The 17,632-nt window shown below is 40.8% G+C and carries 10 protein-coding genes and 3 pseudogenes; 3 read left to right on the plus strand and 10 right to left on the minus strand.

Going from position 1 to position 17,632, the window contains the following annotated elements; translation table 11 throughout:
* Nucleotides 1-215 precede the first annotated feature (215 nt).
* The 5 genes and pseudogenes from ACGEDC_RS07005 to ACGEDC_RS07025 form a co-directional block, all read right to left on the minus strand.
* A pseudogene (locus ACGEDC_RS07005) lies at nt 216-2,263 on the minus strand (type IV pilus secretin PilQ).
* Nucleotides 2,264-2,284: 21 nt separating this feature from the next.
* Nucleotides 2,285-2,800 (minus strand): pilus assembly protein PilP, encoded by a 516-nt coding sequence (locus ACGEDC_RS07010; protein ID WP_394497361.1) that lies wholly within the window; start codon nt 2,798-2,800, stop codon nt 2,285-2,287.
* On the minus strand, nt 2,800-3,414 hold the full coding sequence (locus tag ACGEDC_RS07015; RefSeq protein ID WP_119969283.1) for a type 4a pilus biogenesis protein PilO: 615 nt from the start codon (nt 3,412-3,414) through the stop codon (nt 2,800-2,802). Before ACGEDC_RS07015 ends, ACGEDC_RS07010 begins: the two co-directional genes overlap by 1 nt.
* Nucleotides 3,414-3,986 carry a PilN domain-containing protein gene (locus tag ACGEDC_RS07020; protein ID WP_119969282.1) on the minus strand — a complete coding sequence of 191 codons (573 nt, stop codon included), beginning with the start codon at nt 3,984-3,986 and terminating at the stop codon, nt 3,414-3,416. Before ACGEDC_RS07020 ends, ACGEDC_RS07015 begins: the two co-directional genes overlap by 1 nt.
* Entirely contained in the window at nt 3,974-5,053 is a 1,080-nt protein-coding gene (locus tag ACGEDC_RS07025; protein WP_055026233.1) for a pilus assembly protein PilM, read from the minus strand. Before ACGEDC_RS07025 ends, ACGEDC_RS07020 begins: the two co-directional genes overlap by 13 nt.
* Nucleotides 5,054-5,241: 188 nt before the next feature.
* On the opposite strand from ACGEDC_RS07025, the pseudogene ACGEDC_RS07030 reads away from it, so the two are divergent.
* Nucleotides 5,242-7,850 (plus strand): annotated as a pseudogene (locus ACGEDC_RS07030) (penicillin-binding protein 1A).
* Between the two features lie 105 nt (nt 7,851-7,955).
* Here ACGEDC_RS07030 and argH read toward each other — a convergent pair.
* From argH to argC, 5 genes are all read right to left on the minus strand, one after another.
* Nucleotides 7,956-9,323, minus strand: a complete 1,368-nt coding sequence (argH, locus tag ACGEDC_RS07035; RefSeq protein ID WP_394497364.1) for an argininosuccinate lyase — start codon at nt 9,321-9,323, stop codon at nt 7,956-7,958.
* A gap of 82 nt (nt 9,324-9,405) precedes the next feature.
* Nucleotides 9,406-10,626: an argininosuccinate synthase gene (locus ACGEDC_RS07040; protein WP_055026236.1), complete on the minus strand. Its 1,221-nt coding sequence runs from the start codon at nt 10,624-10,626 to the stop codon at nt 9,406-9,408.
* A gap of 75 nt (nt 10,627-10,701) precedes the next feature.
* Nucleotides 10,702-11,607 carry an ornithine carbamoyltransferase gene (locus tag ACGEDC_RS07045; RefSeq protein WP_055026237.1) on the minus strand — a complete coding sequence of 302 codons (906 nt, stop codon included), beginning with the start codon at nt 11,605-11,607 and terminating at the stop codon, nt 10,702-10,704.
* Nucleotides 11,608-11,620: 13 nt separating this feature from the next.
* Entirely contained in the window at nt 11,621-12,403 is a 783-nt protein-coding gene (gene argB / locus ACGEDC_RS07050) for an acetylglutamate kinase (RefSeq protein ID WP_394497367.1), read from the minus strand.
* A gap of 12 nt (nt 12,404-12,415) precedes the next feature.
* Nucleotides 12,416-13,396 carry an N-acetyl-gamma-glutamyl-phosphate reductase gene (argC, locus tag ACGEDC_RS07055; protein WP_394497369.1) on the minus strand — a complete coding sequence of 327 codons (981 nt, stop codon included), beginning with the start codon at nt 13,394-13,396 and terminating at the stop codon, nt 12,416-12,418.
* Between the two features lie 257 nt (nt 13,397-13,653).
* On the opposite strand from argC, the gene argE reads away from it, so the two are divergent.
* Both argE and ppc read left to right on the plus strand, forming a co-directional pair.
* Nucleotides 13,654-14,805 carry an acetylornithine deacetylase gene (gene argE / locus ACGEDC_RS07060; protein ID WP_394497371.1) on the plus strand — a complete coding sequence of 384 codons (1,152 nt, stop codon included), beginning with the start codon at nt 13,654-13,656 and terminating at the stop codon, nt 14,803-14,805.
* A gap of 150 nt (nt 14,806-14,955) precedes the next feature.
* A pseudogene (gene ppc / locus ACGEDC_RS07065) lies at nt 14,956-17,603 on the plus strand (phosphoenolpyruvate carboxylase).
* Nucleotides 17,604-17,632: the final 29 nt, after the last annotated feature.

The raw sequence follows: 17,632 nt of genomic DNA on the forward strand, positions 1-17,632 counted from the left end.
GTTATGCACCAGTTGTTGCAAGTCATGTTGACGAATTAACCTGAGTTTCTTAAAAATAAATTCTACTTCTCCTTATTAATCAGAATAACGTTTCCTGAAATCTAGTGCAGAAGCTTTATTTTTATAGCATGAAATTAATAACTTAATCGAAGTTAACCTAAAGAACAGGCAAAAAAATACCAGCGAGAACGCTGGTATTTTTGATTCGCAATTTTTTACAACTGCTCAGTCACAATCTTAGGTGTAACGAAAATCAGTAACTCTTGACGCTCATTACTATCAGATGTGTTTCTGAACAAGAAGCCAACTAACGGAATATCACCTAGAACCGGCACCTTACTCACACGGCTAATTAAACTTTGTTGGTAAATACCGCCTAATACAATGGTTTCACCGTTATCAACTAGTACTTGAGTACCAATACGTTGAGTATCAATAGAGACGGCTTCGCCTGTGCCAGTTTGTACTGTTTCACCACGGGTATCTTGGGTTATTTCTAAATCAAGAATCACACGATCATCAGGTGTAATTTGCGGTGTAACTTTTAAAGAAAGTACCGCTTTTTTAAATGTTACTGTAGTTGCACCACTTGATGCAGACTCTACATAAGGAATTTCTACACCTTGCTCAATATAAGCAGACTTTTGATTAGAGGTGGTAATGCGCGGACTGGCAATAATCTCACCTTTATTCTCTTGCTCAAGTGCACTTAACTCTAAATCAAGCACGGTACCATCGGCCATTTTGGCGACACTAAATGCAATACTCGCAGCGTTAGTTGCCGAAGAAGGCAAATTAACATTTAAGCGATCACTTAATGCAGGTACAACACCAGCAACGATATCATTTGCGCCTTCAAGCGAACCAGAGGTTCCTTTATCGCCTTGCTGATCTGTTATGCCCCAGCGAATACCTAAATCTTCAGATACGTTGTCCTTGACTGTCACCATTCGCGCTTCAATCAACACTTGTTTAATTGGAATATCGAGTATTTCAACTAAGCGATGAATTGTTTCTAACGACTCAGCAGTATCTTTCACAAGCAGTGTATTCGTCCGCTCATCAACAGCAACAGTTCCGCGATTTGATAATAAACTAGAATCAGCACTCTTCATTAATTCCGCCATATCCGCAGCTTTGGCATAATTAATTTGAATGTACTCAGAATAAAGTGGAGCTAATTCCTTCACTTCTTGTTGATTCGCTAGATCTTGTTTTTCGCGTATAGCAAGCTCTTCGCTAGGGGCCACCATTAAGATATTACCCTCAATACGCTTATCAAGCCCTTTAGTTTGCAAAATAAGATCAAGTGCTTGATCCCACGGTACATCATCTAAACGTAACGTGATATTGCCTTCAACTGTGTCACTTGTCACAAGGTTGAAATCATTGTAATCGGCAATAATTTGCAGCACAGTTCTGACTGAAATATTCTGGAAGTTCAACGAAAGTGAGCGGCCATTGTATTTCTTTTCTTCTGCAGCAACGGCAACACGCTCAACTTTATTAATACTAACCTTAAAAACATTACCTTCTTGCTTATAGTTATAATCGTAGTTGCCATCAACATCGACCATAATGCGTGAAGTTAAATCATCCTTAAAAGTTTCAAAGCTTGTCACTGGTGTATTAAAATCCTGCACATCCATGACATATAATAAATCGTTTTTGATATCAGTGTTATACAGTTTAACTTCTAGTTTAGAGCCAACTTGAGCCACATTTGCCGCAACAGAGCGGTTATTCAAATGAATCAGTAAATCACCACCACCAGTTTTATTGCGTCTAAAATCAATAGTATCAATACCATTAACAAACGGGTTACTGGCATTATCCGGACCCGATACTGTGTCATTCACTGTTAAGCGATAGGTGTTACCCACAACTTTACCTTGATAAGGCTTAACCTCTGCAAGATCGACAACAATATTTAAAGCACCATCAACCTGCGTGGTTTTAAGCCCTTCAACACCTACACGATCAATCGTAATATTTTCTTTTTCAAGGTTTGAAATACTGTCTTCAAAACTTAAAATTATTTGCGCAGGAGAACCTGATAAATCGACTTCAGGCTTATCTAGCGCGGATTCGAATACCAGTTCCAGTTCTAATTGATGATCGACAACAGAATGGTATTTAACATCCATTAACTTATTGGCGGCGAAAGCACTTGGAAGTGCGCCCAACATTAAAACAACACCCAGTACTGTTTTAATTAGTGAGACTTTTTTGTCGATGTTTGCATCGCGGCAGAAGATTTCATTATTCCCTCATCCTTCGCACATTATTTACCAGATAATTCTAAGTTGCTTGCTCTTTCAGCCCAGCAACCAGAACCATCTGGAATTAATTCTATTATTTCAATATATTGCGGTGTCACTTTACCTATTTTCCCATGGTAAAGACCGAGATACTCACCGACCCCTAAACGATATACATTGGCATCAGAAGACTCGACCAAAGCCCAAATAGTGTCATCTTCTGTTAATGTGCCGCGCATTCTTAAATTGTCTAAAGCATATGTTTCTAAACGACCTTTACGACGTTTTAAGTCAGGCTGTAGACAGTTTCTACTTGTATCAACCACTTCTTCTGTAAGCTCGCGTGAAGGTGGTACAAAAGGACTGCGCATTAATTCTGCTTGATAAGCAAAATGTTCAAACTTAGGAGTTTCTTTTAACGGAGGAATACGAGCAATGTGCTGTGCTTTAGTTGTCGTTACAAACAACTCTAAATCACTGCGATCACCAATACAGCCAGTTAACATTAACACCATCATTAATATAGGGAGGAATCTCATTACTTATTCCCCTTATTCTCAGCAGGCAGCTGTGCACCTTCTTTAAATCGATAGGTTTTCGCTAAAATGTCCATCGACAAACTACCGCTATCATCTCGTGTAATAACAAAATCATGTAAGCTAACAATACGAGGTAATTTTGCTACACCACTGACCATATTACCAAGTTGATGATAATCACCCACTACAGCAATTTTAATTGGAAATTCCAAGTAGAAATCACGTTCAATTTCTGAATCCCAATCTAAACTGTTTATTCTTAAACCTGCGTCAGTTGCTACAAATGTTGTGTCGTCTAATAAGCCCGGCATTTCATTTTCAGAAGGCAACATTTTAAGTAACTCAGCAAATTGCGCTTCCATAACAACCAGCTGTTCACGATATAGTTTTAAGTTTGCGGCTAAACGATATTTAGATTGAAAATCTTCTCGCAAAGTAATTTCTTTTCTTTCTTCATTATCTAATACATTAATTGCATCTGAGACAAATAAATAATAACTCGCCCCCATGACACAAATAGAAAGAAATACCGCGAAAACAATCTTAACTAAAGCAGGCCAACTGCCGATATTTTCAAAATCAATATCATTAAACTGATCTAAGTCTAAATTCATTATCGACCTCCTTCAGTTGTGTCTACTGACTCAGCATCAGATATCGTCACTTTTAATCTAAACTTTTGCAGTTGTCGTAAGTTCTCACTTTGGCTAATAATGGACTGCATACTTGGATCATTTAAGTATTGTGATGTTTTCACCTTACGCATCATATTAGCCACGTTATTATTCGATTCACTGCGGCCTTCAATCCAGAGTAAGCTGCCTTTTTTCTCAATACTTGAAAGGTATATTCCTGGCGGAACAATTCGCACTAATTCATCTAAAACATGTGTCGGCAAGTTTCGAGATTGCTGAAGGTTTAATATAATCTTAGTACGTCTTTCAATATCTTTCTTTCGAGCTGTGATTTTTCTTATTTCGGCAATTTGTGCATCTAGCAGAGATATTTCATTTTGAAGATAAGCATTTCGTTGGCGTTGATCATCAGTAACAACCTCAATAAAGCTGAGTGTTAAAAATACAGCTAAACAGGTCACTAAAAAAACCAATGCTAATATGCCAATATAATCTCGTTTTTGTTTTTCTCTGGCCTCTTCACGCCAAGGAAGTAAATTTATGTTCGCCATTGAGCGTAACTCCTAAGCGCTAAACCACATGCCACCATATATTTACTAATACTTGGCTTAAGCTGGTTTTTAATATCGTCCTCAGCATGCAAACAACCTTGGAACGGGTCAGCGACAATAGAATGTACACCCAATTCATTAGTTAATAATGCAGTCATGCCTTCAAGTTTTGCGGTACCACCACAGAGCACAATATAATCAACTTTATCTTTACCACTGGCAGTACAATAAATTTGAAGTGTACGTTTAATCTGCTGTAATAATTGTGTTTGAAACGGTGATAACACCTCAAACATATAATTACGCGGTAACTCGCCTGTTATTTTGGCGTTCTCAGCTTCGTCATATGGCATGCCATAAAACGATAAAATAGATTGAGTAAATAACTCGCCACCAAACGCTTGCTCACGAATAAAGGTTGTTTCTCCATGCTCAACTACGGCAAATGTCGTCATATTGGCACCGATATCAACCAATACTACAGATTTCTCATTTGCACCTTCGGGTAATTGTGCAAGGATTAATTCTGATGACCGCCCTAGTGCATAAGCTTCAACATCCACCACTTTGGTATCGAGCTCAATCGCATCTAAAGAATCCATACGAGTATCAATATTATCTGTGCGACAAGCACTTAACAGCACATCAACTTTTGTCGGGTCAGTTGTGTTTGCCTGAAGAGTTTCAAAATCGATACTCACTTCATCTAGTGAATAAGGGATAAGGTTATCTGCTTCAATCTCAATTTGTGCTTCCATTTCTTCTTCATTTAATGAAGCGTCCATGTAAATGACTTTTGTCATGACAGCAGAGCCAGAAACCGCGACAGCTGCAGACTTAATACTCTTAGGCAGTCCTCGCTTAATATGTCTTAAAGATTCAATAACAGCTTCTGAATCGCGGATTTCGTGATCGACAACCGCACCTTTACGTAGAGGTGCAGATATATAGTTTTGAATTTTATATCCATCAGCGGTCTTACTTAGCAAAATGGCCTTAATCTCATGAGAACCAATATCGATCCCGACCATTTGCGGAGCTTGACGCTTCCAAAATTTAGAAAGCATATTCCATCATCGCATTTATTTTTTTATATTTTAAAATAGATTAGCACAAAATCAACTCGTTATAAGTATTTGTATTAAATGTTTCTAAATTTTACAACTTGTTTTTTTCTGTTTTCATGTTTTTACTTCACCAAAAACCTTCCCCCTTATATACTAGCGAGCATATTTTTGATTTTTGGAATATTTCGGTGAAGTGGTTTAAACGAATACTTATTGCTATATTTAGCTTAACTTTATTAGGAATCGGCACTATTGTCGCAGCCTATTATTATGTTTTGCCAGATTTACCGGATGTAAATTCCTTAAAAACGGTAAAATTACAAACCCCATTGCGAATATACAGCAATGACGGTTTATTGATTTCTCAATTTGGTGAAAAAAGACGAGTACCCATTGAATACCAAGATGTACCCGAACAATTAATTAATGCAGTTTTAGATACAGAGGATGCTCGTTTCTTTGAACATAAAGGCATTGATCCTATCGGTATTGTGCGTGCTGCTATTATTTTGGTTACCACTGGTAAAAAAGCCAAGGTGCAAGTACCATCACTCAACAAGTCGCTCGCGGCTTTTTCCTTTCACGTGAAAAAACCTATATTCGTAAAACAAAAGAAATCTTTTTAGCACTCAAAATCGAAAAAGCGCTTTCAAAAGAAGAAATTTTAACTCTTTATCTAAACCGTTCTTTCTTGGGGAATCGTGCCTATGGCGTAGGTGCTGCTGCACAAGTTTATTATGGTAAAGATTTAGAACAACTGAGCCTGCCTGAAATGGCAATGATTGCTGGTTTGCCGCAAGCTCCATCCGCAGCAAATCCGATAAGAAACCCAGAACGTGCCAAAACCCGCCGTAACTGGGTATTAAGCCGGATGCTAGAAAAGCGCAATATCACAGAAACGCAATACCAAGAAGCCATTAACGCCCCGATTACTGCAAGATATCATGGAGCAGAAATTGATCTATATGCACCATATATTTCTGAAATGGCGCGTGAATACATGGTCAATAAATACGGCGAAGAAGAAGCCTATACTAATGGCTATAACGTCTACACCACGATTTCATCTGACTTACAGTTAAAGGCACAAAGCGCCTTACGCGATAATGTTTTTGCTTACGACCAACGTCATGGTTACCGCGGGCCAATTGCCGAATTATGGACAGATGCCCCCATGTCCACCAGCGATATTATCACTAACTTAAAAAGCACTTCTTCGGTACAAGGTATTATGCCAGCAGCAGTACTTGCCATTGAAGAGCAACAAGCTACGGTGATGAATGCTAGAGGGGAAGAAATCACCTTAGAATGGAACGGGCTAAAATGGGCTCGTAAATTTATCACCGACCGCCGTCAAGGCACACCGCCAAAGAAAGCTGAAGATATTTTAGCTGTTGGCCAGAAAGTGTGGATAAGAAACAACGGCGAATATTGGCAACTTTCTCAAATTCCGCAAGTATCAAGTGCCACAGTATCACTTGAGCCAAGTGATGGCGCTATTCGTACTCTCGTTGGTGGTTTTAGCTTTACCCAAAGCCAATACAACCGTGTGACCCAAGCAAAGCGCCAGCTGGGGTCAAATATCAAACCATTTATATATTCAGCAGCGCTTGAAAAAGACTATACATTGGCAACACTAATTAATAACGCGCCAATTAATAAGCCAGATACTCGACAAGGCACCGCTTGGAGACCTAAAAACTCTCCAGATATCTACGGAGGACCGACGCGTCTTCGTATGGGCTTAGCCCAATCTGTGAACGTCATGTCTGTTCGCGCGATGAGACACATTGGGTTAGATAACACTATCGATAAACTTGTGGAGTTCGGGTTTGATCCTAATGATCTACCTCGAAATGAATCAGTGGCACTCGGCTCTCCTTCTGTAACACCTTTGCAAGTTGTTACTGCGTTTAATGTGTTCACCAACGGTGGTTACTTAGTTGAGCCTTACTTTATTAAGCAAGTCACAGACTCTTATGACAATGTAATTGAAGAAGCCAATCCTCTTTTAGCGTGTACGCCATCAGAAAATGATCATAATGAAACTGATGACAACCTAAGTGATACAGAATTAACGTCTAATTCAGACGCAAATGACCCATTCGCAGCAATGGCAGCTGAATTTGCTAGCTCACAACAAGCTGAAGTTAACCAAGCAAATGACACGAACGCTCAATCAAGTGCTATTAGTCAATGTGGCGATGAGAATAGTCGTTATGCACCAAGAATTATCACTGAGCAAACCGCTTTCCTTATCTCTGAAGCATTAAAAAGTGTTATTTGGGGTGGCGGTAATTGGAGTAAAGGCACTGGTTGGAACGGGACGGCATGGCGAGCTTCTCGCCTAATCAAGCGTCATGATATTGCTGGTAAAACAGGAACAACCAATGAATCTCGTGATACCTGGTTTAGTGGGTTCAATCCAACATTAACGTCAACATTCTGGGTCGGTTTTGATGATCACAGCCGCCGTTTAGGTCGTACAAGCTGGGTAGCTGATGGACCTGAAAATCAGATATCAGGGGCAGAAGCAGGCGCCAAGACAGCTGGGCCTGGTTGGAATGATTTTATGAATCAAGCGCTCAAAGGCACAGAGGAAAAGACCACCATTCCGCCTAAAGGCATTATCTCTGCGCGTATTGATTTAGCAACGGGTTTATTAACGCGTAAAACTGATCACACAACTTCTTTTGAGTACTTTGTCGAAGGAACTGAACCGACTGAATATGCGACAGAAGAAACCATTGATGACGATATATTTATTGAAAATCCAACAGATGATTTATTTCAATAAACCCTAAAATGCATCTATAAAATGTGAATGCTAAAAAGCCCTGAGTTAACTTAAACTCAGGGCTTTTTGTTATTACAGTCAAGGCTCAAACAATAAAGTAAGTGGCTACTTACCTTGCTTTGCAGCTAATGCTTGTTTAACTTGCGCTAATGATGTGCCACCTAACGCTTCACGCTTTTCTAAGCATGACTCAATAGTCAAACACTCATAAACATCATCACTGATAATTGGACTAAATTGCTGTAACTCTGAAATAACCAAGTCTTCTAATGGTGTTTGTTTAGCAATCGCGGCGACGACAACTTCACCGACGACATGATGGGCTTCTCTAAATGGCATACCTTTAGCCACTAGATAATCAGCTAGCTCTGTAGAATTAGCATAACCTTGCTGGGCAGCTGCGAGTGTTCTTTCACGGTTAACTTGTAAACCGCTAAGAACTAATGCGGCCATTTCAAGACAAATTGACCAGCTATCCATCACATCAAATAAGCCTTCTTTGTCTTCCTGCATATCTTTGTTGTAAGCCAAAGGTAGTGCTTTCATTGTGGTTAAAATGCCCACCAAGCTGCCATAAACGCGGCCAGTTTTACCACGGATCAGTTCCAATGCATCTGGGTTCTTCTTTTGTGGCATTAATGATGAACCCGAAGTCACTTCATCATCTAAGTCAATAAAGCCAGCCTCACCACTATTGAAGAAAATCAAATCTTCCGCCATACGGCTTAAATGCATCATACTAATCGATGCATCACTACAAAGTTCAACCACATGATCACGATCAGATACAGTATCTAGACTGTTTAACGTTGGAGCTGAAAAACCTAAAGACTCGGCAATTGCATGCCTATCCATTGGATAAGCGGTTCCCGCTAATGCACCACAACCCAACGGACAAGTATCTGCACGTTTCAATGCATCTTCAAGGCGACTAATATCACGCTCAAACATTTCAACATAAGCCAAACACCAATGACCAAACAACACGGGTTGTGCTCTTTGTAAATGAGTATAACCAGGCATCACAGCATCAATTTCACGCTCAGCTAAATCAATGAGGGCGTTCTTTAACTTGTGCAGTAATGTAAGTGATTGCTCACCCTCCTTTTTACACCATAACTTGAGGTCTGTTGCGACTTGATCGTTACGTGAACGACCAGTGTGTAACTTCTTACCTAAATCACCGACTTTGGCAATTAGTGACTGCTCAACAAAGCTATGAATATCTTCTGCTCCTGACGCAATGATAGCCTCAGGTTTATCGGCGACTTCAACCAACAATTCATTTAACGCACCATGCAACTGTTCACATTCTTGTTGCGTTAAAATACCTACAGAAGTAATAGCGCTAGCCCATGCAATTGAGCCCACAATGTCTTCTTCAATTAAGCGATAATCTACTGGTAATGAATCATTAAATAATTTGAATAATGCACTGCTTTCTTGACTGAATCTTCCGCCCCATAACGCCATGTCGATACCCTCTTTTCAATTCTTATCTGTTTACAAAAACGGGGCTTGCTGCCCCGTTTATTTTTCATATTAATTAACAGGTCTACTTACTATTAAGTGCTCTGATGCGACTTGATAAAGAATAAAGACGGATAAAGCCTTCTGCATCTTTTTGATCATAAACATCATCATCACCAAATGTGGCAAATTCTTCAGAATATAGGCTGTTTGGAGAACGCTTTTTCACGACACTCGCTTGACCTTTGTATAACTTAACGACCACTTCACCATTCACTAATTCCGCTAAAGATTCAGATGCAGCTAAAAGTGAATTACATAAAGGGGTAAACCAACGGCCGTCATACACAAGGTGGGCCATTTGAGCGCCAACTTGCTCTCTCCATTCACGACTAGTTTTATCTAATACCAGCTCTTCTATCGCACGAAGACCAGCAAACATCACTGTTCCACCTGGCGTTTCATAACAACCACGAGATTTCATGCCCACTAAACGGTTTTCGGTTATATCAATACGACCCACACCGTGTGCCGCCGCAACCTCGTTTAATTGCATTAATGCTGCGTATGGCGATAACGCAACACCGTCAACGTGAGTCACACGACCATTCTCTATATTTAGTGCAACGTATTCTGGCGTATTAGGCGCATCTTCTGGCGCAACTGTCATAGTCCATACTTCTTTACTTGGCTCGTTCCAAGGATCTTCTAACTCACCACCTTCATGTGAAATGTGCCAAGCATTAGCATCACGGCTATAAATTTTAGTTGCAGAAGCTGTTGTCTCAATATTTCTTTCAGCTAAGTAATCAAGCAAGTCTTCACGACTTACCATTGACCATTCACGCCACGGCGCTATCACTTTTAAGTCTGGTGCCAGCGCAGCAAAGCATCCTTCAAAACGGACTTGGTCATTACCTTTACCTGTACATCCATGACATACCGCATCAGCACCCACTTTACGTGCAACTTCAACTTGCGCTTTAGCAATAATAGGGCGTGCCATTGACGTACCTAATAGGTAAGTTCCTTCATAAATCGCCCCTGTTGCAATGGTAGGGTAGATATAGTCGGCCACCAGCTCTTCTTTTAAATCAACGATGTAACATTCAGAAGCGCCTGACGCTATGGCTTTTTCATGTAAGCCTTCAAGCTCCGCATCGCCTTGACCAACGTCGGCACAAAAGGCAACAATTTCACAATTATCATAGGTTTCTTTTAACCAAGGGATAATGGCCGAAGTGTCCAATCCACCTGAATACGCTAATACGACTTTTTTAATGCTTGGTTGTTGTTCAATAGACATCTTTAATATTTCCTAACATAAACTGGGTAAAGCCGATTCACTTACTGTATTAAAGCCAATCGACGAAGTATTTTTTTAACCTAATAGCGTTACCAGTACTGCATTTTGTGCATGCATTCTGTTTTCTGCTTGTTGCAAAATAAGTGAACCTTCACCGTCAACGATTTCTGCGGTCGCTTCCACTTCTCTATATGCAGGTAAACAATGCATGAAGTAATTAGCACCAACTTGGGTCATTAATGCTGTATTGACTTGGTAAGGTTTAAATTTGGCTTCAATCTCTTCCATTGAAGTGTTATCTCCCATAGATATCCAAGTGTCGGTGTAAACCGCATCTTGCGGGCCCATTTCATTAATATCTGAGGTTAAAATAAGCTTACCGCCATGCTTTGCAGCTAACGCTTGTGCTTCACACACCACTTGTCCATCAGGGAAATGACCCGGCGGGCAAACCACAGTCATAGTGGCACCTAAAATTGCAGCGCCATACATCAATGAATGAGTCACATTATTACCATCACCTAAGTAAGCTAATTTCACGTTACTGATATCATCAAACTTTTCAGATAATGTCAGAAAATCAGCTAAGCCCTGGCATGGGTGGTATAAGTTACATAATGCATTAATCACTGGCACTGAAGCATGCTTAGCTAACCCTGCGATAGTCGTATGAGAAAATGTTCTGGCAACAATCGCATCAGCCCAACAAGAAATATTAGTAGCAAAATCAGAAACCGGCTCACGTTTACCTAAGGCCCCATTTTGCTGATCTAAATAAACTGAATGGCCACCTAATTTATTAATGCCGATATCAAAACTCACTCTGGTACGTAAAGAAGGTTTCTCAAACAACATCACCACGCTTTTACCTGCCAAGGCTTGGTTATAATCAGCTGGATTTGCTTTAATCTTCTTAGCAAGCGCTAATAAATCAAGTAACTCTGTTTGCGATAAATCTTTTATAGATAATAAATGTTCCATTAGTGTGTTACTCCTATGGCTGAATTTGGGTGCCAACGGATTGTCCGTTTGATAAGGCAATTAATTGTTGAGGCTGTTTCCAAGATGCAACTTGCACCGGATTCCCCATCCACTGAGCAACTTCTAATGCCGCTTCGACTTTGACTTTCATTCCTTTTTCTATCACGCCTTGCTGAACTAAATCTGAAATTTGTTGTTGATTTAATTGATCAATTAACTCGCCATTACCATCTAATACACCCGGTACATCAGATAGAAGCACTAACTGACCTGCCACTAACTTTGCTAAGGCCGTTGCTGCTTGATCTGCATTAACGTTAAGCATGTCACCTTGTGCTGACACAGCAATTGAACTACAAATTGGCAGCCAGCCTTGTGATAATAAATAAGTTAAGTAACTCGCATCTTTCGGTGTCACCTCACCCACTAGGCCTAAATTTTCATTTTTAACTACTGCATCAACGGTATTACCATCGGCTAAACTCATACCAACGGCCACAATACCCGCCTTAATTGCAGCGGCCTGTAATAACTTGTTTGACGTTCCCGCCAATGCACCTACGACAATCGGAATTTGGTCACTGGGAGTCACTCTTAAACCATCCAGTTTAATGGTTTCTTTACCATTGGCAGTTAATTGCTCATCGACTAAACATCCACCGCCGTGAACAAAAATAACTTTCTGGCCGTCAGACACCATGTTTGCAACAACGCCCATGAGTTCAGCCATTCCTGATTCTGATTGTAATAATGCACCGCCAACTTTTAGTACAATAACTGGGTTACTCTGTGACATGATGATTCCCCGTTATAGGCCAAAGTGAATTTTAATGCACTGCAGGCCTTGGCTTGCAGCACCTTTCATTAAGTTATCAATCGCACTCGCAACCACCAAGTAATTGCTTTGAGAATCATACTTCCAACCGACAATGCAGTTAGGTGTATTCACAACATCGTCCACCTTAGGGAATTGGTTTTGTAAAACGCTAACTAACGGACTGTCATTGTAAACTTGATAAGCTTTAGCAATATCAGCTTCTGTAGTGCCTTTCGCTAACTGAACCGTAATCGTGGCTAAAATGCCCCGTTTAAAGTTACCTAGGTGTGGAGTAAAGATAACTTCTTGCCCTAAATGAGTGGCAATTTCAGGCTGGTGACGATGACCTAATACGCCATACGGCGTTAAGCTGACTTCACAAAAGCTAGTATGAAGCTGAGCTTTTCTGCCCGCTCCAGTAACGCCACTAACTGCATTAATGACAGGGTAAGCATCAGTTAGGTATGGCGTTAAAGGTTTCAGTGCAGTTAATGACGCTGTTGGATAACAGCCCGGAACAGCAATCATTTTACTGTCAGCGATTTGTTGATGATTCCACTCTGCTAAGCCATAAACGGCTTCAGCAAGAACATCTTGCTGGGTATGCTCAAACCCATACCATTTAGGGTACTGCTCGATATCAGCAAAACGGTAAGCACCACTTAAATCAAAAACTGCTAAACCTTGCTTATAAAAATAAGCAGCTAATTCTAAACTTACTGCATGATCAGTCGCGAGCACGACGCCATCAGCTTCCTCTACAATTGATTGCTTAGCTTCTGCCGTTAGCGGGGATAACGATAACTTAATTTGCTGGTATGCAGGGTATAGCTCAGCAAGTGCCTTTCCTTTATCAAGACTGTTTTCTGATACATAAAGGCCTTGAATAGAAAGCGAAGTATCGTTATCAATTAAAGCGGTGATTTGTGCACCGGTATAGCCACTAGCGCCAATTATTGCGATGTTTTTCATTATATTGTCGTCTTTAGGTCAGTAAACTAGAGAAATAATTCGGTATATGAGCAGGGTGCTCGAGATTAAAACTATCGTCGAAGATAGTTTACCTTGGGATCTGTTACAGTGAATTGAATCGCAATTAAATACATATTTATAATCTTTAATCTAATCAAGTTATGGTGAATGCCTTAGCTGTTTGCTAGACTAACACAATAAATTAATTATGCAATAATAATGAATACATATTTATTGCAAGCACTATAAAGGTTGCTATGAATTCATTACCAGATTTAAAAAATGCATTTAAACAGCTAATTGCACTCCCTTCGATCAGTGCATTAGAAGCTGAGCAAGATATGAGTAATCATGCAGTTATTGAGTTACTTCAATCTTGGTTTTCAGATATGGGTTTTAACTGCACTGTTCATACCGTGGCTGACAGCCGAGGCAAACAGAACTTAATCGCAACTATTGGCTCAGGCAGTGGCGGCCTGTTATTGGCTGGACACACTGACACCGTTCCTTTTGATGAAGGACGTTGGAGTCAGAGCCCTTTTGAGTTAACAGAAAAAGATAACCGTTGGTATGGGTTAGGTACTTGCGATATGAAGGGCTTCTTTGCTTTAGTTATGGAAGCGCTAAAGTCGTTACCGCTTGATGAAATAAAACGTCCATTACATATTTTTGCTAGCGCTGATGAAGAAACCACAATGAATGGTGCTAAAGCGTTTGCAGATTCAAAAAGTATCGCGCCTGACTATGCAATCATCGGTGAACCCACCAGCTTAAAACCGGTATATATGCATAAAGGCCATTTAGCACAAGGGATCAGAGTGATTGGTAGAAGTGGTCATTCTTCTGACCCCGCTCGTGGCTTAAACGCGATTGAAATTATGCATCAAGTCATCGGTCAACTGATGAAACTCAAGCAGCATTTAAGTGAAAACTACCGTGAAGATGCATTTAGTGTTCCCTACCCCACGATGAACTTTGGCCATGTTCATGGCGGCGATGCAGCAAACCGTATTTGTGGCTGTTGTGATTTACATCTTGATATTCGCCCGTTACCTGGCATTGAGCTTGCTGATTTAGAGTTGATGGTGATTAATTATCTTGCAGACATCAACAAACAATACCCAGGCAGTATTGAGATATCCACGCTTTACCCAGGAGCAGAGTCATTTGCAGGTAAACTTGATGATTATTGGACAAAAATGGTTGCAGATATCGCTAATACCGAGCCTGAGGTTGTTAATTACGCAACTGAAGCCCCTTATATAAAACAATTGGGCTGCCAAACCTTAGTAATGGGCCCTGGTAGTATCAATCAAGCTCATCAGCCAGATGAATACATAGGGTTAGAATATTTAACCCCCACTGTTGAGTTAATGAAAAAGCTTATTTATCAGGCTTGTATTAAATAGTTGTAATAAGTTTCACTATCAGTAACGATTAATCATGGTGCATGATTAATTATTAAAATAACCCATTGACCAACCCCTCACAGCTAGCTATTGTGCTAGCTGTAGCCCATTAATGGTAGCGGCTAATTAAGTTAAACTTATGGAGTAATTATGGCAGAGCAAACCGCCGACATGTACGCTTCTTTACGTTCTAATGTGAGTAGCTTAGGGCAAATTTTAGGTGATACGATGCGCGATCACCTTGGTGATGCATTTCTTGAAAAAGTAGAGCAAATTCGTATTCTGGCCAAAGAGTCTCGCCAAGGCGATGCCGAATCAAGACAACAAATGCTAGCTCTGCTCAATTCATTACCTGACAATGAACTGGTGCCATTTGCTAAAGCGTTTAATCAATTTTTAAACTTGGCCAATATTGCAGAGCAATTTCATACCATAAGTCGCAACTGTGATGAACTTGTCTGTGTACCAGATCCTGTCGAGCAGTTACTGGGACGAATGCTAAACAGTAATGCCAATGAACAAGAAGTCATCGACTGCTTAAAAACCCTCGATATTGATTTAGTCCTTACTGCTCATCCTACAGAAATATCTCGTCGTACTCTCATTCAAAAATACTCTGCTGTTGTCGACTGTTTAACAGAGCAAGAAAACCAGCAACTCACTGATCGAGAAAAAGGCCAAACACACCTTAGGTTACGTCAACTTATTGCACAGATTTGGCACACCAACGAGATCAGAAATGAACGCCCAACTCCCGTAGATGAAGCACGTTGGGGACTAAGCACCATTGAAGCCTCATTATGGCAAGCCGTTCCAGACTTTTTAAGACAACTCAATGACCATGTTGAGTCAAAAACGGGTCAACAAATTCCCGCTGATATTTGTCCTGTTAGATTTTCTAGTTGGATGGGCGGGGATCGAGATGGTAACCCATTTGTGACCTCAAAAGTCACCGAGGAAGTATTACTCCGTAATCGCCATGCAGCAGCCAGATTATATTTAAAAGATATCGTTTCTTTGGTGAATGAATTATCCATGGAAGAAGCTAATGCTGAACTTAAAGCGCAGCTGCCAGACAGTAAAGAACCCTATAGAGACGTACTAAGACAACTTCGTCATAAACTACGCAATACAATTGATTACCTCAATGCCCGCCTAGAAGGTCAGCAAATTGACCTGAACTATGACGATGTTGTATGGCAATTAGATGATTTAAAACAACCTCTTGAATTATTATACCGAAGCTTATCAGAATCTGGCATGCGCTTAATTGCTAATGGACTGCTGCTCGATATCTTACGTCGTTTAGCATGCTTTGGCATTCATATGCTACGTCTCGACATTCGCCAAGATGCTGAACGACATAGCGATGTGATTGCCGAATTAACTCGTTACCTCGGTATGGGCGATTATGATCATTGGGATGAAAGCGAAAAACAAGCTTTCCTATTAAGAGAGCTTACCAGTCGTCGGCCGCTTATCCCTGCTGATTGGCAACCGTCAGCCGACGTGGAAGAAGTCATCAATACCTGTAAATTAGTCGCCTCTCAACCTGCTACTGCACTAGGTTCTTACGTAATCTCAATGGCCAGTAAGCCATCGGATGTACTTGCAGTGTTACTATTACTCAAAGAAACTGGCTGCCAACACCCAATGCGTGTTGTGCCACTATTTGAGACTTTGAGTGATTTAAATACCGCTGCTGACTGTATGACACAACTGCTCAATATCGACTGGTACCGTGGATATACAAAAGGTATGCAGGAAGTCATGATTGGCTATTCAGATTCTGCTAAAGATGCTGGCGTAATGGCTGCCGCATGGGCGCAATATCACGCCCAAGAGCAACTCGTTGCCGTTTGTAAGAATGCAGACGTCAAATTAATGCTTTTCCACGGTCGTGGTGGCTCAATTGGCCGTGGCGGCGGGCCAGCTCATAAGGCTATTTTATCGCAGCCACCAGGCTCAGTAGATGGTCGGATTCGAGTCACTGAACAAGGTGAGATGATTCGATTTAAGTTTGGCCTTCCAAAAGTAGCGGTTCAGAGTTTAGCTCTATATACCTCTGCAGTTATGGAAGCGACTTTATTGCCACCTCCAGAGCCTAAACAAGCTTGGCGAGATTGCATGCAACGTATCGCTGATGATTCAGTAAAAGCGTATCGTGGTATCGTGCGTGAAGAACCAGACTTCGTCGCGTACTTTAGAGCAGCAACTCCAGAGGTGGAGTTAGGCAAACTTCCACTGGGCAGCCGTCCAGCTAAAAGACGTGTCGATGGTGGCATCGAAAGTCTCCGTGCCATTCCGTGGATTTTTGCATGGTCACAAAACCGTTTAATGCTACCAGCTTGGCTTGGCTCAGGAGAGGCACTTAAAGCTGCCAATGAACGTGGGAGTCAGCACTGCTGAAGAAAATGGAACAAGAATGGCCATTCTTTGAAACCCGTATCTCTATGCTTGAAATGGTATACATGAAAGCCGAACCTAATCTTGCTCGATACTATGAAAGCACCTTAGTGCCAGAAAACTTGCATCATTTAGGTAAAAAGCTGCGTGAAAGTCTACAATTAGGCACAGAAGCGGTATTGTCGCTTACTGAATCAGAAGAGCTAATGTCCCACACTCCGTGGAACAGAGAGTCAGTCAAGCTACGTAATCCGTATATTGACCCACTGAACTTTCTACAAGCGGAACTTCTGAGTCGTACACGTAATGAGGAGCAAGCATCGAAACAAGTTGAGCTTGCGCTAATGCTGACAATTGCGGGTGTTGCCGCAGGGATGAGAAACACAGGATAATGCCATTATTTAAAATATGTTTAGCTTGC

Source organism: Shewanella sp. ENK2 (assembly GCF_043568515.1).
GTDB classification, from domain to species: Bacteria; Pseudomonadota; Gammaproteobacteria; order Enterobacterales; family Shewanellaceae; genus Shewanella; species Shewanella japonica.